This window comes from Corallococcus sp. bb12-1, from assembly GCF_026626765.1.
Taxonomy (GTDB): domain Bacteria; phylum Myxococcota; class Myxococcia; order Myxococcales; family Myxococcaceae; genus Corallococcus; species Corallococcus terminator.
On record NZ_JAPNJZ010000002.1, the window covers coordinates 247188 to 271701 of the forward strand.

Consider the following 24514-nt stretch of genomic DNA (forward strand, 5'->3'; position numbering starts at 1 on the left):
TCGGTCGAAAGCGGGAGTGGCATTGGCACCGTGAATCGCGAACGGTGGAAGCACCCGCTCCGGATTCTCCGATTCCGTTGTTTCCCTCGGGTCCGCCTGCCCGAATGTCCGATTCACAACGTGATTTCGCGGGGTCACCGCGTACCGGGGCTTGCGGTCTCGGGAAGGCGTCCCAGGGGCTTTTCGGGGATGCAATGCCAGACACTGCCCGGCCTCAGTCCACCGGCAACGCGACGCCGTAACGCTCCAGGTCCTCCGGGGTGTTCACGTTCGCCAACGCGCGCGCATGCGGATCCACGGCGCGCAGCACGGCCTCGGGCAGCGTCCGGGTCCGCAACCGCGACAGCACCTGGCGCAGGGACGGGTCCTCCATCAGCGCGTCACCCCACCGCGCCGTCAGCTCCGCGCGGTACACGGCCAACAGCGGCTCCCAGCGTCCCTCGCGCTCGAAGCACACCGCGTCCACGTCTTGCGCGCGCGCCTCCAGCACCACGCGCGCCACGGCCTCCGTGATGAACGGCATGTCGCACGCCACCGCGAACACCCACGGCGTGCGCGCCGCGCCCAGCGCCGCGTGCACGCCCCCTGGAGCGCCCTTGCCCACCACCGCGTCCGCCACCGTGCGCAGCCCGAAGCGCGCATAGGGCGCCGGTGCATTCGCCACCAGCAGCACGTCCCCGAAGCAGGCACCGAGCCCCACCAACCGCTCCAGCACCGTGCGCCCCTCCACCCTCAGCAGCCCCTTCACCACGCCGCCCAGCCGGCTCCCCTGCCCGCCCGCCAGGATGGCCAGTGTCACGTCGGGAAAGGTCGCGGATCCGTCCATGTCCACGGAACGCTACACAGCTTTCCCTCCGTTCACGCCTGTCCATTCTCCTGGGAAGCGTGCCACTCCCGGGATTTCACCTGGCAAGGGGAGAGAGGGAGCAGCCGCAATCCGGATCCCCCCCGTGGACAAGCGCAGCCGGCCCGAGCGTAGAGTTCACGCTCCGACGCATGCCGCTGACTCCCCTCCCCGCCGCGCGAATGGCCGCGCTCGAAGCCATCGTGCCCGCGGCCCCCTCGCACCTTCCGTTGCTGGAAGCCCACGGGCGGTTCCTCGCCGCCCGCGTGGACGCCGCGCGCGCGCTGCCTGGCTGCGACAACTCCGCCATGGACGGGTGGGCCGTGCGCGCCGAGGAGACCCGGGGCGCCTCGCGCGACCGTCCCGCTCGCCTGCGCATCGTCGACACCGTCTATGCAGGCCACCTGCCCCGGCACGCGCTCCGGCCCGGCGAGGCCGCGCGCGTCTTCACTGGCGCCCCGCTCCCCACGGGCGCTGATGCCGTCGTCCGCCAGGAGGCCGCGCGCCCCACCGACGACGGCACGCACGTGGAGCTCTTCATCTGCGTCCTGCCCGGCCACGACCTGCGCCGCACGGGTGAGGAGGTGAGGCCCGGCACCCCGCTGTTCCCCGCGGGGCAGCGCGTGGACGCCACCGTGCTCGGCGTGCTCGCGTCGCTGGGAGAAGCCACCGCCTTCGTGCGTCCCGCGCCGCGCGTGGCCGTCGTCGCCACCGGGGATGAGCTGGTGCCTCCGGGTCAGCCCGCCCAGCCCCACCAGGTCTTCGAGAGCAACCGCATCCTCGTGGCCGCCCTCGCCCGCGAGGCCGGCGCGGACGTCACTCACCTGTCCCGTTCGCGCGACGACGAATCGGAGCTGCACGCGCAGTTGGAGCGGCTGGCGCCCCAGGTGGACGTGCTCATCACCACCGGGGGCGCGTCCGTGGGAGACCGGGACTGCGTGAAGCGCGTGCTGACGCGGATGGGGGCCCGGTTCCTGGTGGACGGCGTGGCGCTCAAGCCCGGCAAGCCGGTGGCCGTGGCGCGCCTGGGGAACACCGCCGTCGTCGTGCTGCCCGGCAATCCCGGCGCCGCCACCGTCGCGTTTGATCAGTTCGCGCGGCCGCTGCTCTTCAAGCACCAGGGCGTGCTCGAACAGCGCCGCGTCACCCGCGCCCGGCTCTCCGAGGGACGCCACAAGCAGGCGGGGCTCACCTACCTCGTCACGGTCGCGGCGCTCGACATCCGGGAGGACGGTGCCACGCCCTGGGCGCGGCTGCGGCCCCAGGGCGCGGGGCAGATCCTCCAGAACGTGGCGGCCCAGGGGTGGGCGGTGCTGCCCTCGGGCCAGGCCGACTTCGCCCAGGGCGAGTCCGTGGACGTGCAGCTCTTCGCGCAGCCGGACTTCCAGGCCGTGGAGGCCGCGTGAAGCCGCTGCCCGCGCTCGCCATCATCGGGTGGTCCGGCTCCGGCAAGACGACGCTGCTGGAGCGTCTGGTGCCGGAGCTGTCCTCAAGGGGCCTGCGCGTGGCGTGCGTGAAGCACTCGTCCGACGCGCATCCGCTCCACCGTGCCGGCAGCGACACGGCGCGCCTCCAGGCCGCGGGCGCGGTGCGCGTGGGCTTCGCCACGTTGGATGGAACGCAGCTCACCACGGCGGAGGCATTGTCCCCCGCGCACCTCGCGCGCCATGCGGAAGCCGTGGACCTGTGGCTCGTGGAGGGCTGGAAGGACGGGCCCCTGCCGAAGCTGGAGGTGTGGCGCGAAGGACTGGGGACGCCGCTCGCGACCTCCCGGCCCGACGTGCTCGCGGTGGTGACGGACGCAGCCCCGCTTCCGCCCGCCCTCGCCTCGCTCCCGCGCCTGTCCACGAACGACGTGCGCGCCGTCGCGGACTTCATCGTCGCGTGGATCCGCGAAGGCGTGGAGCCGCGCGGATCCAATGCGCTGGCTGTGCCTGGATCCGGGACACCGCGCGCAGTGGAGGCACCGCGAGCAGCGCACGCATCGGACGCGCAGCACGCCGCACCGCGCTCCGCCCTCCGTGGCATCACCCACCGTCCCGTGCGCCGCTTCGACGGCGAGGTCCTGCGCGCCACCGAGGACGACCGCATCGCCGTGGAGGAACCGCTGGAGATCCGCGTCAGCGGCGACGCTGTCGCGACCACGATGCGCACCCCCGGCCATGATCGCGAACTCGCCGTGGGCTTCCTCTTCGCCGAAGGCATCCTCCAGGACGTGGACGACCTGGGCAGCCTCTTCCACTGCGGCCACCCCGGCGACGAAGGCTTCGGCAACGTGCTGGAGGTCACCCCCGCCGCCGGCGCCGTGCTCGACCTGGAGCGCGTGGAAGCCACCCGCCGGGGCACCCTCACCACCTCCGCCTGTGGCGTGTGCGGCCGCCGGAACGTGGACGACCTGATGGCCACCTGCGCCCCCGTCGCCCCCGGCCCCGTCCTCTCCGCCCACACCGTGGCCCGCGCCACCGAACGCCTGCGCGCCGTGCAGCACAACTTCGAGCACACCGGGGGCGTCCACGCCGCCGCCGCGCTCGACGCCCAGGGTGAACTGCTCATCGCCCATGAGGACGTGGGCCGCCACAACGCCGTGGACAAGGTCGTGGGAGCCCTGGTGCTCGCACGCGCGGTACGTGCCCCGCGCCGCCTGCCCGTCCCACCCTTCCCGGCCGCCCCCACCGTCCTCGCTGTCAGCGGCCGCGCCAGCTTCGAGATCGTCCAGAAGGCCGCCCGCGCCCGCATCCCCGTCGTCGTCAGCGTCTCCGCCGCCAGCTCGCTCGCCATCGACCTGGCCCTGCGTTCTGGGATAACGCTCGCTGCGTTCTCAAGGAACGGCCGCTGCAACGTCTACACCGGTGCGGAACGACTGGGACCTACACCGCCAAATCCTTGGAACCCTTGATGACTTCCGCCACGTCATGCACCGGACAGGGCCCATGCATCCACCTGTCAGACCGGCATCGTACATGCACTCAGCCCCAGGTCCGGGTGCTCCGGGCTCAAAGGACGATCCACTGTCCCAAGCGGGCTTCACTGACCCAGTCACAAGGTCGATTTCCCTCGTAGGATGGGGGCGTCCTAGGAATCACCTGTAGTCCAGTTTTTCTTGCTGTGCTGTGGTTGCGCCGCGCCGCACAATTTGGCAGTCTTTCATTTCCTCCTGGTTAAACTTTTCTAGCCATGACGGTATCCTCTGCGAAACCCGAACGTTCGAAGCAGAGGGGGGTGGACACGATGAGCAGTGCGACTGCAGGCGCCGAGGTCAAGGCATCCCCGTCGACGGCCCCGTTGACGGGAAACGGGGCCTTGGAAGAAGCCACGGATCCTCCGCGGCTGGCCCCCGGCTTCGCCGCGAAGCTGAACCTCACCGTGGACGTGGTGCTGCTGGTGAGCGTGCTGCTGGGCACCGCGTGGATGCGGGGCGGGCAGACGCTGCCGCTGGGCTGGGAGCTGCCCAGCATGGTGCTCACCGCCGTGCTCGTCTGGCTCATCACCGGCACCGCGCTGTGCCTGTACGATTCGCGCTTCGCCGAGCGCAGCAAGCTGGACCACGTGGCGCTGGTGTCCGTCACCACGCTGGCCGTCGTGACGGTGCAGGCGGTGCTGGAGCTGGCCATGCCCGTCGCCACGCACGTGGGCGTCGCGCCGCTGCTGGTCATCTTCTGGCCGGTGGCGCTGCTGCTCCGGCTGGGCGTCTTCCGCCAGGTGGCCTCGCAGGAGGCCCCCACCGACGAGGTCCTCATCGTCGGCACCGGCGCCATGGGCCGCTACACCGGCGAGGACCTGTCCGGCCGCGGCCGCCGCAAGATCCTTGGCTACGTGCGCTTCCCGGAGGATCACGCCTCTGGCGACAGCCTGCCCGCGCAGGTGCTGGGGCCCGCGGATGAGCTGGAGCGCCTCTTGCGCACCCTGCCGGTGAGCGAGGTCTACATCGCCGGCAACACGCTCAAGCAGGGCGAATCCATGCAGGCCGCCATCAAGCTGGCCGAGCGCTTCGGCGTGCCGTTCGCGCTGCCCGCGCACTCGTTCCGCCTGGACCGCGCCCGCCCGGTGGAGTCCCGCGCGGTGGCGGACGGCTACCTGCACTTCGCCGCGGTGGCGCCCAAGCCGCACCAGATGGCCATGAAGCGCCTGTTCGACATCGCGGTGTCGTCGGTGGCGCTGTGGATGCTGCTGCCGCTCTTCCTGGTGGTCGCCGCCTGCATCAAGCTCACCTCGCGCGGCCCCATCTTCTTCAAGCAGCTGCGCACCGGGCAGCACGGCAAGCCGTTCTACATGCTGAAATTCCGCTCCATGGTGGTGAACGCGGAGGAGCTCAAGGAGCGGCTGGCCGCGCAGAACGAGCAGACCGGCCCCGTCTTCAAGATGAAGAACGACCCGCGCATCACCGGCATCGGTCGTTTCATCCGCAAGTTCTCCATCGACGAGCTGCCCCAGTTCCTCAACGTGCTGCGCGGCGAGATGAGCGTCGTGGGTCCGCGTCCGCCGGTGCCCACCGAGGTCGCCAAGTACGAGACGTGGCAGCGCCGCCGCCTGTCCGTGCGCCCCGGCCTCACCTGCATCTGGCAGGTGTCCGGACGCAACCAGATCTCCTTCGAGCAGTGGATGTACCTGGACATGCAGTACATCGACCACTGGAGCCTCACGGGCGACCTTCGCCTGCTGCTCCAAACGGTTCCGGTTGTCATCACGGGCCGCGGAGCAAGCTAGCGACCAGTAGTGAATCTCCGGGCCCGACGTTGACGCGTCGGGCCCGTTTGTCTTTCCATGGGGCGGGCCTTCCCCCCCTTGTGTACGCGTCACCCCCGAAGGCCCGCGTCTTCCATGACCGTGAACAGTCAGAACCCTTCCTCCGCTGAAGTCGAAGACGGCACGCGCGCGAACGAAGTCCGCGGCGCCGTGCGCAGCACGCTGCAACTGGGCGGCTCGCTGATGGTGACGTACGCCATCGCGCTGGGCATCCGGGCGCTGATGCCGCGCTACCTGGGACCGGAGGCGTTCGGCTACTTCAACTGGTCGGAGGCGTTCGCCGCCACGTTCTTCGTGGCCACCAACCTGGGCCTGGAGACGTACATCCGCAAGGAGGTGCCGGTCCGCCCGGAGCACGCGAGCGACTTCTTCGGCACCACCATGGTGCTGCGCCTGGGCATGACGCTGATCCTCATGGTCGCGCTGGCGCTGGTGCTCCACCACACCGGCGAGCCCCCGGAGGTGCAGCACCTGGTGCAGTGGTTCGCGCTGGCCCAGTCGCTCATCGTCGTCAACGCGTCCATGGCGGCGCTGCTGCACTCCAAGGGCAAGGTCGCGGGCCTGTCCGTCTCCAACGTCATCACCAAGATTGTGTGGGGCGGGGGCCTGGCGCTGATGGCCGCGCTGGGCGTGGGCATCCAGTGGTTGGCCGTGCCCATGGTGGCGTCCGAAGCGGTGAAGCTCGTCATCAGCTGGCGCCTGGCGAAGGTGCACCTGGGGCTGAAGTTCCGCATCGACATCACCGCGACGAAGAAGGTGATGAAGGCGTGCCTGCCGTTCTTCCTCACCGCGGCGGCGCTCGCGTGCAACGGCCGCACGGACATGACGCTCCTGGGCAAGCTCGCGTCGAAGGAAGAGGTGGGCTGGTACGGCGGCGCGTTCAGCATCGCGGGCCTCACCTTCCTCATCAGCCCCATCTTCGGCTGGGTGCTGATGCCCATGATGTCGCGCGCGGCGTCGCGCTCTCCGCAGGAGCTGTCGCACCTGACGCGCCGGTCGCTGGAGGGCGTGCTCGCCTTCACCGTGCCGGTGATGATGGCCATGGTGCTGGGCGCGGACCTCTGGGTGCGCCTGATGTGCGGCCCCGGCTTCGAACCCGCGGCGCTGCCCTTGCGCGTGCTGTCGCCCATCTTCGTGATGGCCTACGTCACCATGGTCAGCAGCATCTGGCTCACCATGTCCAACAAGGAGTGGTGGGTGACGCTGGCGGCGACCATGGGCGCGGTGGTGAACCCGCTGCTCAACCTGGCGCTCATCCCGTTCTTCTACGGCCGCATCGGTCCGTCCGGCGGCGCCACCGCCACGGCGCTGTCCATGTTCTTCACGGAGGTCATCGTCACGGTGCTGTTCCTGAGCCGCATGGGAAGGAACTCCTTCGACCGGCGTTCGCTCCTCATGGTGGCGAAGACGGCGGTGGTGTGCGTCGTGTGCGTGGCCCTGGACCGCTTCCTGGTGGACAGCGTGGCCGCGTGGCCCCGGCTGGGGCTGACGGCCAGCGCCTATGTCGTGGGCGTGCTCGTCACCGGCGCCATTCGCCCCGCGGAGCTGCTCCAGGTGGTACGCATGGCGCGGCAGCGGGGCAATCCGGCCCCCTCCGAGGTGGTCGTCACGGCCACCCCCACCGTGTGAGGAGCCTGAGCGCCATGCCGTCCCGTCCCTCCCGATTCCGCGGTCCCGGCGCCCTGTCGCGCGCGCTCGCGTGCGCCGGCCTGCTGCTGCTCGCGCCCGCGTGCAGCGGCCTGGGCAAGTACACCTGGGTGAACGAGTACCAGGAGAAGCCGACCGAATCCGACGCGGCCTATCAAATCGTTCCCGGCGACGTGCTCAACGTGCGGGTGTGGGGCCAGGAGGCGATGACGACGCGCGCGAAGGTGCGCGAGGACGGCCGCATCAGCCTGACCTTCCTGGACGACGTGGAGGCCTCCGGCCACTCGCCGGCCCTGCTGGCGCAGCAGATCCAGACGCGGCTCAAGGACTTCATCAACCACCCCGTCGTCACGGTGTCGCTGGAGGAAGCGCGCCCCATGTCGGTGACGATGCTGGGCGAGGTGGCCAACGTGGGCGCGCACGTGTTGGATCCGGGCGCGACGCTGCTCCAGGCGCTGGGCGCCGCGGGCAGCTTCACCGACTACGCCCACCGCGACCGCATCTTCGTGCTCCGGCGCGACGACCCGAAGGCGGAAGAACCCACGCGCATTCGCGTGAAGTACGAGGACATCATCCGTGGCGAGGGACGCGCGGCGGCCTTCCGCCTGCGCCCTGGCGACGTGGTGGTGGTGGAGTAACCCGTGCTGGACGCTGTCCTGACGAGTCTGTGGCTGGAGGTGGCGTCCGCCAACGTGTCCTATGCCGTCCAGGCGCGCGTGGACACCCGCATGCGCTCCATGGAGGCGCAGGCCACCGGCGAGTCCGTGCCTCCCGTGGCAGGGGACATGGACCTGGTGCCCACGCTGGGCCTGAAGTTCGACGACGGCAACGCGGTGGGCAGTCTGGAATACGCGCCGCGCATCTCCTTCCGCGAGGCCACCACCAACCCGCGCACGGAGGTGCAGCACGTGGGGCGGCTGTTGGGTGACTGGCGGCCGTCGCGCGGCCTCACCCTGCACGGCACCCAGGAGTTCGTGCTGGGCCAGGTGAACCTCTTCACCAACCTGCCCCTGGGCGGCAGCGTGGATGATCCGCTGGGCGACCCCATCCCGGGCGACGTCGTGGTGGACGTCCCCATCCAGCCGCTGCCGGAGGGCGTGGACAGCGTGTTCTTCCTCTCGTCGCTGACGACGCTCGCGGCGGAGACGGTGTGGCTGGGCCGGGGCCTGTCGCTGTCGGGCAGCGCGGGCTTCTCCGCCAGTGGCGGCCTGGACGCCACGGCCCAGGAGGCAGTGCCCTTCCAGTACGGCCCACGCGGGCAGGCGGCGCTCGGCTGGTCCCCCGCGCCCCGGCACACCCTGGCCGCCACGGTGGGCGTCACGGATTCGCGCTTCTCCACCGGAGCGCGCGCCACGGTGAGCACGCTCACCGGCGCCTGGACGCACCGGGTGGACCGGCGCTCGGCGGTGGAGGTGGGCGTGGGCGTGGGCGTGGCCTACTCCATGCGGGCGACGGAAGAAGCGGCTCCGGACGAGGCGCTGCCCGGAGTCACCCCAGCAGGTGGGAGACGGCTTACGACCTTTCAGGTCGGGGTGACGCCGCCGGAGGAGGAGCCGCTGGCGCGCCTGGACCTCTTGCCGGACCTGACGCTGGCGTGGACCTACCGGGTGCCGTCGCGGGTGGCGGACTTCAACAGCCGGGTGGCGGCGCGGGTGACGCCCTTCGTGGACCGCCTGACAGGGCTGGTGTACCCGAGGGCCGACGTGACGCTGAACGGCACGTGGGCGTTGGGGCCTAGAGTGCGGCTGTCGGCGACGGGCGGTGGCGCGTCCGCGGTGGGTGGGGCGGTGGGAGACCGTCAGGTGGTGGGTGGGGTGGGCGCGAGCTGGACGGTGTCACGGTGGGTGTCACTGGAGGCGGACACGCGGACCGCATGGACTCGCTCGCCCGACGTGGAGGCGGCCCGCATGGTGTGGTCCGCGACGCTGGGACTGTCGGTACGGCAAACTGGTATCCTCTGAAGCTCCCCCATGGCGAAGCTCATCCTCTTGTCCGTTCTCATCGCCACCGTCGCGCTGCCCGGTGCGGCGGCGCGCGACGCGAATCCGTGGCGGGGGATGAAGAAAGCCATCCTGTGGGTGGCCCTCTTCAATGTGGCGTACGCATACGGCGTGCTCGTCCTCGTGCCCAGGTACGGGTTCGGGTGAGGGAAGGAAAGGCGTTCGACGTGATGGAGCTCCAACAGCTCACCGTCCTCCTCGTGGAGGACTCACCGATGTTCCGCGTCATGCTGCGTGACATGCTCCAGGAAATGGGCGTGAAGAACGTGGTGGAGAAGCCCAACGGGAAGTCCGCCATGGAGTACCTCCAGGGCGAGGAGAAGCCCGACCTCGTGTGCCTGGACCTGACGTTGCCGGACGTGTCCGGCTACGACGTCTGCGAGCACATCCGCCGCACGCCGGCCATCTCGCACGTGCCGGTGCTGATGGTGAGCGCGCGCAACCTGCCGGAGGACAAGGCCTACGCGGAAGAGGCCGGCGCCAACGGCTACCTGGGCAAGCCCTTCACGCCGGAGGAGCTGGAGAAGCGCGTGCGCCAGGTCCTGAAGGCCGCGGCGGCGTCCCGGAGCTCCATCTCGTGACGTCGCCCGCCCCCCGCACGCCCCACTCCGCCCCGCCCCCGCCGTACGTCCCCGAGCGCGAGGAGACGAACGCGCCGGCGGACCTCATCGACTGGGGCTTTCTCTTCGACGGGTTGGGGTTCGTGCGCCGGGCGGTGCTGCGGCACTGGTTCCTGGGCCTGTGCATCATCGCGGTGATGAGCGCGCTGGGGTCCGCGGCGGCGAAGCTGATGCCGCGCAAGTACCACGTCGAAACGCGGATGCTGACGTACCGCAACCTCATCATCTCCTCGCTGGTGAACCCGGGACGCTCCATCCCGGTGGAGGCGGATCAGCCCACGCGCGCCGCGTGGGAGATGGTGCTCAGCCGGGGCAACCTCAAGTCCGTCATCAAGAACGCGAAGCTCATCGAGTACTGGGACAACATGCGGTCGCCCATCAGCCGCCTGAAGGAGCAGTACACGAAGAAGGCGCCGCCCCCCATGTCCGACGCGGACAAGGAAGAGGCGCTCATCGCGATGCTGGAGACCAGCCTCAACGTGATGGCCGAGGGCGGCTCCGGCACGGTGACCATCGGGGTGGACTGGAGCGACCCGCAGATGGCCTTCAACATCGTGGAGGCCGCGTCGCAGAACTTCCTCGACATGCGGCACGACTCGGAGATGGGCGCCATCACGGAGTCCGTCAACATCCTGAAGTCCCAGGTGGAGAACGAGGCCGCGAACATCAAGCAGGCCATCGCCGACCTGGAGCGCGCGGTGAAGCAGGCGGACGCGCGCCGCAAGAAGCGGGAAGCGGATCCCAAGCAGGCCAGCGCGCGGCAGGCCCTGTTGCAGACGGACCACGCGCTCGCGCAGCTGAAGTTCCTGGTGCAGGCCAAGCGCCGCGCCATCCGCGACGTGGAGGACTTCCGCAGCCGCCGGCTCACGGAGCTGCGCTCGCAGCTGGCCGAACAGCGCGTCGTCTTCTCCCCGCAGCACCCGGTGATTGTCGACCTGGAGCAGCGGGTGGCGACGATGCAGGCGGACTCGCCGCAGCTCACGTCGCTGCGCGCGGAGGAGCAGTCGCTCATCCAGGAGTACCTGCGCATGGGCGGCACGGACGTGGAGTCCACCACCACGGAGGGCACGAACCTGTCCGGGTTTGGCGGCCCCATGGCGGGCGCGATGCTGGGCACTCCGGATGATCCGGAGATCGCGGTGGCCACGGACCGGATGCGCATGGTGGTGATGCGGCACCAGGAGAAGCTGCGCCGGTTGGACCAGGCGCAGACGGAGCTGGAGATTTCGAAGGTGTCCATGAAGCACCGCTACAGCGTGCTGTTGCCGGCGCTCTTCCCGGAGAAGCCGTCCAAGCCGAACCCGAAGCTCATCGCCATCGCGGGCGTGGTGGGCGGGGTGGCGCTGGCGGTGTTCGCGGCGGTGGCGTTGGACATCCTGCGGCGGCGCATCCTGGAGAAGTGGCAGGTGGAGCGGCTCTTGAAGTTGCCGGTGCTGGCGGAGCTGGAACGCCGCTGAAGGTTCAAGCGCGCGGTGGCCTGGAGGCGACGCGCGCGGGGGTGACACTGTGACGGTCTGGACCTGGGTGGACGTGGCGCTGTGCGTGGGCCTCTTGCCGGTGGCGGGAGGCTGCGGCTACCTGCTGCTGCTGACGCTGCTGTCGGGACGCAAGGCGGCGCCGGTGCCGCCGTCGCCCGCGGTGCGCAAGTTCGACGTGCTGATTCCCTCGCACAACGAGGAGCTGGGCATCGCGCGGACGGTGGCGGACCTGTCCGCGGTGGACTACCCCACGCACCTGCGGCGCATCATTGTCATCGCGGACAACTGCTCGGACGCGACGGCCCAGAAGGCGCGCGAGGCGGGCGCCACGGTGCTGGAGCGCCAGGACGCGGAGAAGCGCGGCAAGGGCTACGCGCTGGCGCACGCCTTCGAGCGCAGCCAGAAGGACGGCTTCGCGGACGCGGTGGTGGTGGTGGACGCGGACACGGTGGTGACGCCGAACCTGCTGCACGCGTTCTCCCGCCGGCTGGAGGACGGGGCGCACGCGGCGCAGGCGCACTACGGGGTGATGAACCCCACGGCGTCGTGGCGCACGCGGCTGATGACCATCGCGCTGGGCATGTTCCACCGGGTGCGCTCCATGGGACGCGAACGGATGGGCGTGTCCTGCGGCCTGCGCGGCAACGGCATGTGCTTCACGCTCGCGGTGCTCAAGCAGGTGCCCCACGACGCGTTCAGCGTGGTGGAGGACCTGGAGTACGGCATCCGCCTGGCGCGCGCGGGGCACCGCGTGCACTACGCCTGGGAGGCGGAGGTGCTGGGCGAGATGGTGACAGCGGAGAAGCAGAGCCGTTCGCAGCGTCAGCGCTGGGAAGGTGGCCGCGCGCAGATGCGCAAGCTGCACGGCTGGCCACTCTTGAGCGACGCGCTGAAGCAGAAGAGCGGGTTGCTGTTCGACCTGTCCATGGACGTGCTGGTGCCGCCCCTGAGCCAGTTGGTGCTGGCGACGGTGGCGGGTTCGGTGCTGGCGACGGGTGTGGTGTGGCTGTCGGGAGGCACGGCGGTTGCGGCCTCCGCGTTGTCGGCGTTCGGGCTCACGTCGCTGGCGCTGTACGTGCTGCGCGGCTGGTGGGTGTCCGGCGTGGGCGCGCGCGGCCTGCTGGATCTGGCGTGGGCGCCCATCTACGTGGTGTGGAAGGTGTGGCTGATGGTGCGCGGCCCCGGCGCGGAGAAGCGCGGCGAGTGGGTGCGCACCACGCGCGAGGCGGAGCGGCGGTAGCTGCGTTTCGCGGTGACGTTGGACGGGGTGTCCACCCACGGGTGGGCCCCTGGCGCGGTGAGCCCGCGCTCTGTTGAGACCTTGAGCCGCACCCGCGAAAACGTGGGCGGATGGCTCGGTCGCTCCAGGCGAGTGAGGGTCGGCGTCGAGCCCCCGCCGAGGCGGGTGATGGGCTCAACCGCCCCGAGCGATGGACGGCCGTCGCGAACGTCGCGCTACCAAGGCGCGGGAGGCCTGCTTCGACGTCGCAACGGGTGAGCCCAGCGACACCTGGATGGGGCACACGGTGTCCTCCGCGCAGAAGCCTTCGGCCATCAACGTGGTGATGGCGCGGCGCATGCGGCGCAGGTCGTCGATGCGGGCATCGATGGCCTGGACCTTCTCGTTCGCGAAGCGGGTCACGTCGCGGGTGGGGGCACCGCGTCGGTCGGACACCGCGAGGAACGCGGAGACCTCCTTGAGGGTGAAGCCCAGCTCCTGCGAGCGGCGGATGAAGCGCACGCGGATGGCGGCTTCGGGGCCATACAGGCGCTGGCCACTCTCGCTGCGCTCCAACGGGGTGAGCAGCTTGCGCCGCTCGTAGAAGCGCAGCGTGGACAGCTTCACGCCCGCGGCGCGAGCGAGGGCGCCGATGCGCAGGGGCGCCACCGGGATTGCTTCAACGGGCCGTCGCGAGGCTGCCATCACGCCACCTCCTGCCCGCGAGGATGACACCGCCCTGCGCGAACATCCACGCCAGCTCCAGCACCAGGAAGACGACGAGCGCCCGCGTCGCGCCCTGCGAGAGCGCGAACAGCATCCACGTGGAGAACAGCGCCCGGCCCACGGTGTCGAAGGCTCCATGGAACGCGGAGGGCCTGAGGATCCGCACCCCGGCCCACAGCGACACGATGGTGCCGAAGAGGGCGACGAAGAACAGGTGCATGGGCGTGAACGCGGGCGGTGCATCACCGCCCAGCGACAGCGCGTGGTGCACGGACCGGACGCCAGAGAGCACCGCATCCGCCGTCCACGGGGTGGCGAACGGCAGGGTGACGGTCAGGTCATACAGCGCACTGGCCAGGACGACGCGACGGGACAGGGAGGAGTCAGGGTTCATGCCGAAAACCCTAACCCCTGCACCTTGGTGCAGAGGCAAGCGCCCCTCGCACGTGGCTCAGCGAGCCGTCGCGGGAACGGCTTCACGGCCCTTCCGAGCGGCCAGCAGGAGGCCGCCCTGCGCGAACATCCCCGCCAGCTCCATCACGAGGAACGCGATGAGCACCTGCGTCGCGCCCTGGGAGAGCGCGAGCACCATCCACGTGGCGACCACGGCCCGGCCCACGGTGTCGACGGCGCCATGAAACGCGGTCGGCTGGATGACGCGGACCACCGCCCACAGCACCGCGAGGACGCCGAAGAGGGACACGAAGAACAGGGGCATGGCCGAGAACGCCGGCATGGCCTCCCCGCCCAGCGACAGCGCCTCATGCGTCCAGCGCATCAGCGACAACACCGCCTCCGCTGTCCACGGCGTGGCGAACGGAAGGGTGACGACCAGGTCGTACAGCGCGCTGCCACGGATGATGCGGCGAAGCAGGGGGGAGTCGGGGCTCATGCGGGGAACTCTACCCCCAGCGACAAGCCCCCTCCCGCGAACCTCAGTCCGCCAGCGGCATCCCGAAGTCCGGCTGTCCACGCTCGCCGGACACCCAGCGATAGACCTCCAGCACCTGCTCCGCCTTCGCGCGCCACGTGAAGTGCTTCTGGATGCGCGCACGCGCGCGCTCACCCATGGGGCCAATCACGGACGGATCCGCGACCAGCTTCTCCAGCACCCCGCGCACGCGCTGCACGATTTCGTCCGGCGTCCCCATGGGGATCGCGAAGCCCGTGGACGGACTCACGATTTCGCCCGGACCGCCGTAGTCCATCACGATGGGCACCAACCCCAGCGCCATCGCCTCCGCCACCACCGCGCCGCCGAACTCGCGCACGCTCGGGAAGCCGAAGATGTGGTTCTTCGCCAGCCGGCCCTGCAGCTCCTGGTGCTTCACCCAGCCGGCGAACGTGACGCCGTTCTCCAGCCCACCCCGAGCCACCTGCGCGCGCAGGTTCTGCATCTCCGCGCCGTCGCCGATGAGCTCCACCACCACCTTGCCCTCGCGCACCAGCGGCGCCGCCGCGTCGATGAGCATCGCCATGCCCTTGTACGGCACGAAGCGCCCCACGAACGCCACCCGCAGCGGCAGCCCGTTGGGCGCCTCCGCCTTCGACGCGCCGAAGCGCCGCACGTCGATTGCGTTCTCCGGGATGTACACCGTCTTGTCCTGGTACTCCGCCGACAGCTGCGAGCGCGTCGCCCGCGAACCCATCATCATCGCCGCCGCGTTCTTCCGCGTCGACTTGTAGAAGGGCATCAGCTTGTAGACGTCCCGGATGTAGCTCAGCCACTCGCGCTCACGCACGCGCGCGTCCCCGAAGCCCTTGGGCCACGGCAGGCCGCCGTTCATCGGGCCCATCACGAAGGGCACCCCGGCCTCCGCGCACCGCGCCGCCAGCGTGCTGGGCGTCGTCGGGCTGATGGGCGTGTAGCGGTGCACCACGTCGAATTCCTTCGCGCGGATGCGGTCCCCGAAGCGCCGCCAGAGCAGCTCCTCGAAGTAGTAGTAGGGCAGCACGCTCAGCGCCGTGGCCGTCGTCCAGCCCACGCCCGCCTTGCCCCGGAGCACCTCGCCCACCTTCTCCAGCGGGCGCTCCACCGGCGTCGAATCCAACGCCGTGAAGTCCTTACCCTCCACGAGCCCCTGCTTGAGGATGTTCTCGCGGTTTCGGATCTGGGTGACCAGGTGCACGTCCGCCACTTCGGCGAGTGCCCTGGCCAGGGACCAGCCTTCCAGGGGGACGCTCACCCAGTCAGGGTTGCACAGCTCAGCAATCAGGAGGACGCGGGGTCGGGAGCCAGCCATACGCCTTCCGCATCTATCCCAACCCGGGCCCGGGATATAGCCTCCCCCGCACCGTCCGATGACCTTCGCACCCTCCCGCGCCGCCTGGCTCCAGTACATCGTGATGGTCGCGGGCCTGGGAGCCGTCACCCTGGGTGCCGCCGCCGTGGGTAACGGCGACCCCATCGTGACCCTGGCGCCCACGCTGGCGCTCACGGTGGTGTGGGTCATCTGGAAGCTGCCGCTGCGCTACCTGGCGCTCACGGTGCTCTACCTGGTGCTCGCGGTGGACTACACGCCCGAGCGCCCCCAGTCGATGTTCTGGCCCTCGCCGCTGTTCCCCCTGGGCAAGCTGCTCTTCACCCAGATGCATGAGCTGGTGGGCATTGGCGCCCTGCGGTTCCCCCTCATCGACGGGCTCATCATCGGGTCCATTGGGATTGGCATCTGGCGGCGGGCGAAGAAGTCCACCATCGACCCGCCCGTGGTGCCCATCCCCCGGCCGCTGGCGGTGGTGCTGGCCATCTCCTTCTTCTCCATCATGTGGATGGAGGTGTGGGGCATCGTCCGGGGCGGGGACATCAAGAACTCGCTGTGGCAGTGGCACCAGGCCGCCGTGCTCCCACTGGTGGCGATGATGTACCACTACAGCCTGCGCGGGCCGGAGGACTGGCCGGTGGTGGCGCGCACCATCATCCTGGCGGCGCTCACCAAGTCCGCGGTGAGCACGTACTTCGCGCTCGTGGTCATCCCGGCCCAGGGGTTGGAGGTCGAGTACACGACCTGCCACTCGGACTCGATGACGTTCATCTGCGCCATCACGGTGTGCATCGCGCGGTGGCTGGAGAAGCCGAAGTCGGGTCACGCCATCCGGGGCATCCTCATCATCATCCTGGTGTTCATCGGGATGTTCTTCAACGACCGCCGGCTCGCGTATGTGAGCCTCGTGGGTGGACTCGCGGCCGCGTACTTCTTCAACCCGTGGACGCCGCTGAAGAAGTTCCTCACGCGCGGGATCATCGCGTGTTCGCCGTTGCTCGTCGTGTACTTCCTCGTCGGGTGGGGTTCGAACAGCAGCGTGTTCAAGCCGGTGGCGACCTTCCGCTCCATGATTGAAGGGCAGCACGCCGAAGGAGAGCTGGACTACCGCGACATCGAGAACCTGAACCTCATCGCGACCTGGAACACCAACCCGCTGTTCGGCACGGGCTACGGGCACGAGTTCCTGGAGCCCTACCCGCTGCCCAACATCGCGTTCGTGTTCCCCACGTACCGCTTCCATCCGCACAACTCGCTCTTGGGCCTGTTGGCCTTCGGCGGCTGGTTCGGGTTCACGGGCGTGTGGATGTACCTGGTGGTGACGGTGTACCTGGCAGCGCGCTCGTACCACCGGGCCTATGCAGCGGAGCACCGCACGGCGTGTCTGGTCATCGTGGGCGTGGTCGCGTCGTACCTGAATCAGGTGTTCGGAGACATGGGCATCATCTCGTACATCTGCACGTTCCAGGTGGCCGTGATGTCGGTCATCGCGGGCAAGCTGGCCATGGTGACGGGAGCGTGGCCGTGGCCCCAGCGGGAGAAGGTGCTGGGCCTGAAGCGCGCGGAGCCACCGCCTCCTGAAGAACCGCGTCCCGTGACGGTGGACGCGGGCCAGGTGGCGTAGCGGGGCGTCAGCGCTGGACCGCGAGGATGCGCCACTGTTTCACGTCGATGGCGTAGGTGCCGCTCATGTCCATGACCGGCCCGTCTGAATCACAGGTGTTGTGCCTGGGAACAATGTTCACGAGCAACACGCCTTCGGACGCGGGGGACGTCCACACGTCATAGGAGTCACGCCGGTAGAGGCAGACCTCATCCGGAGTGGCGCCCTTGTGCGGCTTGAGGTCCAGGGGGAGGAAGTCGTCCATCGCCAGTTGGGTCGCGACCACCACTGTGGCGGGGGTCAGCATCCGGCCCTCGGCGGGGAGATCCAACGGGAATTTGAAGCGGGCCGCCTCTTCGGGCGGAGCGAAGACGGGGCGCACCGGCCGGTAGAAGAGCGCACAGGCGGGAAGGGTCAGTGCCAGCAGCAACACCAGCGCCTGCTTCAAACGCCCATGCTGGAACACAGAACGCTCACGCCCCATCTAGTCCTCCTCCACGGGCGTGACGAAGCCCATGTCCTTGTCGCCTTCATGGATGTACCCGATGAGCTTCCACGCCTTGTCCCGTCGAAGATAGACCTCTCCCGGGCGACGCTCCCCTTTGTACGGAATCAACTTCGTGAGGGTGCACCCGGAATCGAACTGGATGCGCAGAGTCCAGCGTTGGGATTCGGCCCACCGGTCCTCTCGGGACATCTTCGAGGGGAACCAGGGATGGCTGTGGAAGTCGGCCAGGATGGACACATCACCCCGGTCGTCCCGCACGCTACCGGGGACACTGCAACTCTTGCGGCGTTGGTCCGTCCCGACCAGCCTCGTCCGCCCCAGGGGTGAAGGCCAGCTCGCGGAGTACTCCCCGTTACCAAGGGAGTAGAGGACCCCGCAGTACTCCCGGCCGTAGTCCTTCGCCTGAGCAAGGTCCAACGCCATGACCGCCGGACAGAGCTGGTCGATGACTTCGTCGACGTTCGACGACGGGTGCACGGCGGGCCAGGGCCCCTGGACCCAGACCTCTTCTCCCTGACGCCCGAAGAAGACCTCACTGCCGCGCTGCCAGTAGGACGGGGTGCCAGCACAGCCCAGCAGCACCATCACCCCGACACTCCATCTCCACCGCTTGAGCATCCCGCCTCGCCTCTCCCAAGCGGGAGGTCGCGGGGGCACATAGCATGCTCAATCCAGACAAAACGAGATTTGAATGTAAATCCTACCCCACCAGCGAACGGCCCTCCGCTGCCTCCGCCGCGATGGCCGCGGCGCTCAGATGCTCCAGTTCCAGGTCGATGTGCTTCGCCTGGGGAATCACGCGGCGGACCTCCGCCTCGATGGCGTCGATCTCCTCGCTCAACGTCCGGATGAGGTGACGCGCCGCCTCCGTCAACACGCGGTCGCGCTCCGCACCCTGCTGCGGCACGCCCTGCGGCGGCAGCGCCTCCGCGAGCCTCGCCGCCACGAACGCTTCGCTGAAGCGCAGCTCCGCCTTGAACTGGTACGACTCCGGCGTGAGCTGCCGCGTCTTCACGTCGTGCAGATCCGCCAGGCTGGGCCGCGCGCGCAGCAGGTCCTCGAAGCGCTGCTCCACGTCCGGCGGCACCGACCGCCCCAACAACAGCTCCCGGTTCTCCACCATCAGGTACAGGGCGATGAGCCCCAGCAGCACGCCCACCGTCAGCGACGCCAGCGCGTCCCACACCGGGTTCGCCGTCACGTGCGCCAGCGCGATGCCCACCGTCGCCAACACCAGGCCCAGCACCGCCGCGCCGTCCTCCAACAGGATGGCCACCGACGCTGGATCCGCCTTGTGCCGCACGAACTTGAAGAAGGGATCGCCCACCGCGTGCGCCTGCTTCGAGAGCCCGCGCACCGCGAACAGCAACACGCCGCCCTCGATGAGGAACGACGCCCCCAACACCGCGAACGTCACCACGCCCGTCTCCGCCACGTGCGGGTGCAGGAGCGACTGGATGCCGTGGTACACGGTCACCCCGCAGCCCACGAAGAAGATGCCGGACGCGGACAGGATGCCGAAGATGAAGCGCTCGCCGCCGTAGCCGTACGGATGCGATTCGTCCTCCACCCGCGCCGCCCGCTTCAACCCCAGGAACAACAACACCTGGTTGCCGGTGTCCGCCGCCGAGTGGATGGACTCCGACAACATCGCCCCCGACCCTGACAGCAGGAAGGCGATGAACTTGATGAACGTCACCAACACGTTGCCCGACAACGCGACGATGACGGCCTTGAGCGACGAAGCAGGAGCAGCCATGGAGGTCTTGAACCTACCATGACGACGCGACGCAGCAGGCCCGGTCCCTCCCTGCCCGTCCAACCCTTGGCCTTGCGCGTCAACACCGGTGGACAGCCCAGGCTCAAGATGATTGTTTGTTCTCAAATTACTTAGACCCAGATTGGGGAGTGCCTTCGTGCGCCGTTCTGTTCCGCCGTGGATGTGGCTGGTGTTGCTCTTGGGGCCCGGGGGGGCTTTCGCCCTGAACGGGGGGCTGCCGCCGCCTCCCGAGGGCGTGGACCGGCGCACGCCCGCGGCGACGGCGGCGGGGTTCCTGGACGCGGCGCATGCCCGGGACGCGCTCCGGGCGCCGCAGTACCTGGACCTGTCCCGGCTGCCCCCGGCGACGCAGGCGGAAGAAGGCCTGAGGCTGGCGCGGCGGCTGGTGGTGGTGATGGACCGGACGCTGTGGCTGGACTTCGCGCGCATTGGCCGGGAGCCGGTGGGGCCGGGGGAGCGGGCCCGCCGCGAGGTACTGGGCCAGGTGGCCACGGCACGGGGGCCCCAGGACATCATCCTGGAGCGCGTGGACACGGAAGGGGGCCCCGTGTGGGTCTTCAGCGCGGACACGGTGGGCGCCATCGACGCGCTGTTCGCGGAGCACGGCTCGCCGCTGCTGGAGCGGCTGCCCCACGTCTTCTTCACCCGCCCGCTGTGGGTGCTGGAAGCGTGGCAGTGGCTGGGGCTCGCGGTGTTGCTCGCAGCCGCGTGGGTGTTGGGTCAGTTGGGCGAAGCGCTGGTGCTGCGCGTGGGGGCGCGGGCCGCCGGGCTGACGAAGTCCGGGTGGGATGACGAACTGCTGGCGGCGGGCCGGGGAACGATGCGCCACGTGCTGGGCGCGCTGCTCACGGCGACGGGCGTGCGGCTCTTGATGCTGCCCCCGCCGGCCCAGGGGTTGGTGGACCTGGGGGCGCGCTCCATCATCATCGTGGCGGTGGCGCTGTTCCTCCTGCGCTTCTTCAGCCGGGCCGCGCGCTTCCTGGAAGAGAAGGTGGCCAAATCTCCGGAGGGCACCGACGTGGCGCGGGTGCGGGGGCTGCGCACCCAGTTGTCCATCCTGCGCCGCGTGGTGGAGGTGGCGGTGGTGCTGGTGGCCGCGTCCATCCTGCTCCTCCAGTTCGAGGCGGTGCGCAACGTGGGCGTGTCGCTGCTGGCCTCCGCCGGCATCGCGGGTCTGGTGATTGGTCTTGCCGCGCAGAAGTCCATCTCCACGCTGCTCGCGGGCATCCAGTTGTCCATCACGCAGCCCATCCGCATCGGCGACACGGTCATCATCGAGAACGAGTGGGGCTGGGTGGAGGAGATCACCCTCACCTACGTGGTCGTGAAGGTGTGGGACCTGCGCCGGCTGGTCATCCCCATCACCCAGTTCCTGGAGAAGCCCTTCCAGAACTGGAGCAAGGTGTCCCCGGACATCCTGGGCACGGCGGAGCTCTACGTGGACTTCCGCACCGACGTGCCGGCGGTGCGCGCGGAGCTCAAGCGCATCCTGGACGAGGAGTCCAAGGGCCTATGGGACGGGAAGGTCCAGGGGCTCCAGGTGACGGACCTGAGCGAGCGCACCATGAAGCTGCGCGCCCTGGTGAGCGCGGCGGACTCGGGCAAGGCGTTCGACCTGCGCTGCCTCGTGCGGGAGAAGCTGGTCGCCTACCTCCAGGCCCAGCCCCACGGCCTGCCCCTCTTGCGCGCCGAGGCCAGCCACCTGTCCTTCCCGGAGGAGAAGGCCCCAGGCCTGGGGCTCATGCCCGCGCGTCCCGGCAACAACGCCCGGGTGGAACCTCCGCGCTGAATCAGTGCCACGCGCCAACGGAGAGCCGGCGCTCCTCGGCGATGGGCAACAGCCGCTCGCGCAGTTGCTCACGCACCTGGTGCAGCCACCAACCCACCGTGCCGGTGGAGCGCCCCACCTGGGCGCCGATGCTCACGTAGGAGCGGCCCTGCGCGCGCAGGTGGAACACCTCGCGCTGCTGGGGCGGCAGGCCATCCACCGCCTCCTTCAGGTCCTTCTCCTGGATGAACGTCCAGAGCTCGCCGCCCTCCTGCTCCTCCGACTCATCGCTCAGCGCCGTCACCCAGCCGGCGTTGACCGCCTTGCGCTGCTCGGCGCGGTGGTGCCGCAAGAGGCTGATGGCCCGCGTGTTGATGACCCTTCCTGTCCACGCCCGGAACGCCTCCGCCCCCTGCAGGTGCAGCCGCTCCTTCCACGCCTCGTCCAACGCGTGCTGCACCAGGTCCTCCGCATCCGCGGTGTTCCCCAGGATGCGGCGGGCGTGCTTCAGGAGCCCCGAACGGAATTGAATCACCAGGATTGCGAACAGCTGCGTTTCTGAGTCAGCCATGGAGTGCCCCCCGAGCGGCGTCCGTGCACGACCATGATGACAAAGCTGTCCAACCCGGACAGAGCCTTCTTTCCCGGATTTACCCAGACTGTCTGGAAAACCTATCCCACCCCGTGATTTCCACCCGGGCTGTCACGAATGCATCCAGTGTCTGTCTTTCAGGTGTCCAACAGGGGCAGGGGCGCCGGGATTTCCGACAGCCCCTTTGTTGGAATGACAGACAGTCATCACCCGGGCCTGTTCCAGTCCCCGTGGCCCTCCGGGGCGATTGACCGGATCCGATGGGACGGTGTGCTGACCTCGCGGGCAGGCCCGTTTCCGATACCTCCCTCGGGTGAGGGTGTTTTCGGGACACATGCAGGACGCTCCAGGCTCCTCGCCTTCCTGGAGAGTCATGAAGCGCTTCGTCCTCGTCGTTCCGGTGGTGCTGTCCGCATGGGCCTGTGACCGGTCTCCTTCACGGGTGGAGTTCGAACTGCCCGGCTACGTGCTGTCGTCCCACGAGCTGCCCCTGAATCCCCGGGTGTCGACACAGGGGGGCGACCTGCTGGCGGACGCCCGTCCCACCTTCGCCGTGACGCCACCGGGGCTGGCGGTCGTCACGTCCTCGGCGGGCTTGCGCTGTCTGAACTCCGGCGACGGGGTGCTCTCCGTGTCCGTGGGGACCGTGACGCGCGCGGAGCCCCTGCGCTGCCGGCTGGTGGAGACGCTCCGGGTGCCCAGGGCCCTGCGACTCATCATCCCCAACGCCCCCGTCGTGGCGGAGGTGTCCGCGCGGGACGTGCGCGGTGACGTGTTGCAGGACGTGCCGTTGACGCTGACGTCCTCCAACCCGTCCATCTTCCGCGTCGACGCCGGCACGCTCACCCCGGTGAGCGTGGGCACCGCCAACCTCCTCGTCTCCGCCGGGGACCGGACCTCCACCACGCCCGTGACGGTGGTGCGCAAGCTCCAGTCACACCCCCTGCTGCTCGACGACGGAAGCCGGGTGAGCTGGAGCCTCAACCAGGGCCACTATGAAATCGAAGCCCAGGTGCGCTCCTCGAACGGGAACATGAACGGCATCACGCTCGAGTGGGTGGGCGGCTCCGGCTGTCAGGATGCCGGGGAGGCCCAGACGCTGCGCAGCCAGTGCACCATCGAGAACATGGGCTCCGTCATCCTCAAGAACCCGACCACCTTCGGCCTGGGGCCCTCCCTGAATGGCGTGGTCGCCCTGTACGAGACCCCCTGACTCGCGTCCGAGGCGCAGGGGATGCGCCCGGTTCCTGACGGGCGGCCCGCGGAACCAACGCGTCACCCCGCGGCACACTGCTCGAGGAGGCCGTGCGCCGACCAGGCCACGGCCCCCCAGGGCACGCCTACGAAGGCCGCGCGCCCAGCATCGCCGCGAGCATGTCCGCGCTGCGCTCGCTGCTGAACTGCTTCTCCACCTTGAGCCGGCCCGCCTCGCCCAGGCGCAGCGCTTCGGACGGGTCGCGCGACAGCTTCTCCAGCTTCTCGGCCAGCTCCACGGGGGCCTGCGGCTGCACCAGCACGCCGTCCACGCCGTCGTCCACCAGCTCCTTCACGCCGCCCGCGCCCGTCACCACCACCGGCACGCGCATCGCCATGGCCTCCATGATGGCCACGCCCAGCGGCTCCTGGAGGCTCGCGAGCGCGAAGATGTGCGAGCGCTGGATGCCGTCCTTCACCACGTCCTCGCTCACCGCGCCCAGGAGCGTCACCGCGTCCTGGAGGCCGTCCTTCGCGAGCTTCGCCTCCAGCACCTTGCGGTACGTCGTGCCGCCCGCCTCGTCCTCGCCCGCGATGGACAGCCGCGCGTCGATGCCCTTCTTGCGCAACATCCCCACCGCGTCGATGAGGTCCGCGTGGCCCTTGCACGGGTTCAGCCGGCCGCACGCGAACAGCTTCAGCGGCCCCTCACCGGACCACGGCTCGTAGGGCACCGTGCGCTGGAAGCGCGACAGCTCCACGCCCATGGGCGCCAGCTCGATGCGCGACGGGAGGCTCCCCGCCAGCTCCTGGTTCACTTCCCCCAGGAGCTTCTTCGTGATGACGAAGGCGAACTTCGAATGCCGCCACTTCTCCCGCTGGTTCGGCCCGTAGTCGTCCAACGGCCCGTGCAGCGTCATGCTGTACGTGAGCCCCGACAACAGGTGCGCGAACATCGCCACGTGCGCGGCGTTGGCGCACGAATGCACGTGCACGTGCGTCCAGCCGCGCTCACGCGCCAGCGACGCCAGCCGTCCCCCCATCACCGCGAACGCCACCAGCTGCGCGCGCCCCTTCGCGTCCAGGCCCTCCGCCCTCGCGATGGACGCCAGACACCGCGCCCAACCCGTGGGCATGGCCCGGGCAATCTCCAGCGCGGCCTGGAGCACGCCCAGCGGGCCCGGCGGCGCCAGGTACTCCGTGCGCGTCATGGCCTCGCGGGCCCAGCTGTGGCTGATGATGCGCGCGGGCGGCGGACGGGTGGACACCAGCTCCGGTGAGACGCCCTTCCCCGGCAACGCCTGCAGCTCGCGCCAGAAGAAGATGTGGGTCTGCCCGGGGAACTCGGGAATCAGGTAGCCGATCTTCTGCACGCGCTTTCTTTAACACGCCCGGGCCCCACCGCCGGCCCCCCGGAAACCCTCACCCCGGCTCTCAAAGGGGGTGTCAGTGATGACAGCAGACCATTGGCGCGCTCCTTCGCTCGCCCGCCCACCCGGGTCGTTGGGTCGTGACGCCCCCATGCGTTATA

Annotated in this window: 23 protein-coding genes; 13 read left to right on the forward strand and 10 right to left on the reverse strand. The window is 69.5% G+C overall.

Annotation, left to right across the window (positions count from 1 at the left end; translation table 11 throughout):
* Positions 1-214: 214 nt before the first annotated feature.
* Positions 215-826, reverse strand: a complete 612-nt coding sequence (mobA, locus tag OV208_RS06895) for a molybdenum cofactor guanylyltransferase (RefSeq protein WP_267573026.1) — start codon at positions 824-826, stop codon at positions 215-217.
* Positions 827-996: 170 nt separating this feature from the next.
* Between mobA and glp the strand changes: the two genes are divergently transcribed.
* The 10 genes from glp (at position 997) to epsU (ending at position 12572) form a co-directional block, all read left to right on the forward strand.
* Entirely contained in the window at positions 997-2250 is a 1254-nt protein-coding gene (gene glp / locus OV208_RS06900; protein ID WP_267573027.1) for a gephyrin-like molybdotransferase Glp, read from the forward strand.
* Positions 2247-3740 (forward strand): formate dehydrogenase accessory sulfurtransferase FdhD, encoded by a 1494-nt coding sequence (fdhD, locus tag OV208_RS06905; protein WP_267573028.1) that lies wholly within the window; start codon positions 2247-2249, stop codon positions 3738-3740. Before glp ends, fdhD begins: the two co-directional genes overlap by 4 nt.
* Positions 3741-4063: 323 nt before the next feature.
* Positions 4064-5548: an exopolysaccharide biosynthesis polyisoprenyl-phosphate hexose-1-phosphate transferase EpsZ gene (gene epsZ, locus OV208_RS06910; RefSeq protein ID WP_267573029.1), complete on the forward strand. Its 1485-nt coding sequence runs from the start codon at positions 4064-4066 to the stop codon at positions 5546-5548.
* A gap of 114 nt (positions 5549-5662) precedes the next feature.
* Positions 5663-7216 (forward strand): exopolysaccharide biosynthesis flippase, encoded by a 1554-nt coding sequence (gene wzx / locus OV208_RS06915; RefSeq protein WP_267573030.1) that lies wholly within the window; start codon positions 5663-5665, stop codon positions 7214-7216.
* A gap of 14 nt (positions 7217-7230) precedes the next feature.
* Positions 7231-7872, forward strand: a complete 642-nt coding sequence (epsY, locus tag OV208_RS06920; RefSeq protein WP_267573031.1) for an exopolysaccharide export protein EpsY — start codon at positions 7231-7233, stop codon at positions 7870-7872.
* 3 nt (positions 7873-7875) lie between these two features.
* Positions 7876-9195, forward strand: coding sequence for an exopolysaccharide export protein EpsX (epsX, locus tag OV208_RS06925; protein ID WP_267573032.1), 1320 nt, complete (start codon positions 7876-7878; stop codon positions 9193-9195).
* Between the two features lie 9 nt (positions 9196-9204).
* Positions 9205-9381, forward strand: coding sequence for a hypothetical protein (locus OV208_RS06930; RefSeq protein WP_167508823.1), 177 nt, complete (start codon positions 9205-9207; stop codon positions 9379-9381).
* A gap of 23 nt (positions 9382-9404) precedes the next feature.
* Complete coding sequence (gene epsW, locus OV208_RS06935) at positions 9405-9815, forward strand: exopolysaccharide biosynthesis response regulator EpsW (protein WP_420714988.1); 411 nt, start codon at positions 9405-9407, stop codon at positions 9813-9815.
* On the forward strand, positions 9812-11311 hold the full coding sequence (epsV, locus tag OV208_RS06940; protein ID WP_267573034.1) for a PCP family exopolysaccharide biosynthesis protein EpsV: 1500 nt from the start codon (positions 9812-9814) through the stop codon (positions 11309-11311). Before epsW ends, epsV begins: the two co-directional genes overlap by 4 nt.
* Before the next feature lie 49 nt (positions 11312-11360).
* The gene (epsU, locus tag OV208_RS06945) at positions 11361-12572 is read left to right on the forward strand and encodes an exopolysaccharide biosynthesis GT2 family glycosyltransferase EpsU (RefSeq protein ID WP_267573035.1); all 1212 of its coding nucleotides are present in this window, start codon (positions 11361-11363) and stop codon (positions 12570-12572) included.
* Between the two features lie 174 nt (positions 12573-12746).
* Here the strand turns inward: epsU and OV208_RS06950 are convergent, their stop codons facing one another.
* From OV208_RS06950 to epsH, 4 genes are read right to left on the reverse strand one after another with little or no spacing between them, the layout of a single operon-like run.
* Positions 12747-13256, reverse strand: a complete 510-nt coding sequence (locus tag OV208_RS06950; protein WP_267573036.1) for a MerR family DNA-binding protein — start codon at positions 13254-13256, stop codon at positions 12747-12749.
* The gene (locus OV208_RS06955) at positions 13231-13671 is read right to left on the reverse strand and encodes a hypothetical protein (RefSeq protein ID WP_267573037.1); all 441 of its coding nucleotides are present in this window, start codon (positions 13669-13671) and stop codon (positions 13231-13233) included. Before OV208_RS06955 ends, OV208_RS06950 begins: the two co-directional genes overlap by 26 nt.
* A 57-nt stretch (positions 13672-13728) precedes the next feature.
* Positions 13729-14169 (reverse strand): hypothetical protein, encoded by a 441-nt coding sequence (locus OV208_RS06960; RefSeq protein WP_267573038.1) that lies wholly within the window; start codon positions 14167-14169, stop codon positions 13729-13731.
* A 43-nt stretch (positions 14170-14212) separates the two neighbouring features.
* Positions 14213-15520, reverse strand: a complete 1308-nt coding sequence (epsH, locus tag OV208_RS06965) for an exopolysaccharide biosynthesis glycosyltransferase EpsH (RefSeq protein WP_267573039.1) — start codon at positions 15518-15520, stop codon at positions 14213-14215.
* A gap of 58 nt (positions 15521-15578) precedes the next feature.
* Between epsH and wzy the strand changes: the two genes are divergently transcribed.
* Positions 15579-17162, forward strand: coding sequence for an exopolysaccharide repeat unit polymerase (gene wzy / locus OV208_RS06970; protein ID WP_267573040.1), 1584 nt, complete (start codon positions 15579-15581; stop codon positions 17160-17162).
* 7 nt (positions 17163-17169) lie between these two features.
* On the opposite strand, the gene OV208_RS06975 is transcribed toward wzy, so the two are convergent.
* From OV208_RS06975 to OV208_RS06985, 3 genes are all read right to left on the reverse strand, one after another.
* Positions 17170-17625 (reverse strand): hypothetical protein, encoded by a 456-nt coding sequence (locus OV208_RS06975; protein ID WP_267573041.1) that lies wholly within the window; start codon positions 17623-17625, stop codon positions 17170-17172.
* Positions 17626-18267 carry a hypothetical protein gene (locus OV208_RS06980; RefSeq protein ID WP_267573042.1) on the reverse strand — a complete coding sequence of 214 codons (642 nt, stop codon included), beginning with the start codon at positions 18265-18267 and terminating at the stop codon, positions 17626-17628.
* Positions 18268-18349: 82 nt separating this feature from the next.
* Positions 18350-19408, reverse strand: a complete 1059-nt coding sequence (locus OV208_RS06985) for a cation diffusion facilitator family transporter (protein WP_267573043.1) — start codon at positions 19406-19408, stop codon at positions 18350-18352.
* 157 nt (positions 19409-19565) lie between these two features.
* Between OV208_RS06985 and OV208_RS06990 the strand changes: the two genes are divergently transcribed.
* On the forward strand, positions 19566-21218 hold the full coding sequence (locus OV208_RS06990; protein WP_267573044.1) for a mechanosensitive ion channel family protein: 1653 nt from the start codon (positions 19566-19568) through the stop codon (positions 21216-21218).
* A 1-nt stretch (position 21219) separates the two neighbouring features.
* On the opposite strand, the gene OV208_RS06995 is transcribed toward OV208_RS06990, so the two are convergent.
* Positions 21220-21768: an RNA polymerase sigma factor gene (locus tag OV208_RS06995; RefSeq protein ID WP_267573045.1), complete on the reverse strand. Its 549-nt coding sequence runs from the start codon at positions 21766-21768 to the stop codon at positions 21220-21222.
* A gap of 394 nt (positions 21769-22162) precedes the next feature.
* Between OV208_RS06995 and OV208_RS07000 the strand changes: the two genes are divergently transcribed.
* A complete protein-coding gene (locus OV208_RS07000; RefSeq protein ID WP_267573046.1) occupies positions 22163-23002 on the forward strand; it encodes a hypothetical protein in 840 nt (279 codons plus the stop codon).
* 127 nt (positions 23003-23129) lie between these two features.
* Here the strand turns inward: OV208_RS07000 and epsE are convergent, their stop codons facing one another.
* Positions 23130-24356 (reverse strand): exopolysaccharide biosynthesis GT4 family glycosyltransferase EpsE, encoded by a 1227-nt coding sequence (gene epsE, locus OV208_RS07005; RefSeq protein ID WP_267573047.1) that lies wholly within the window; start codon positions 24354-24356, stop codon positions 23130-23132.
* Positions 24357-24514 lie beyond the last annotated feature (158 nt).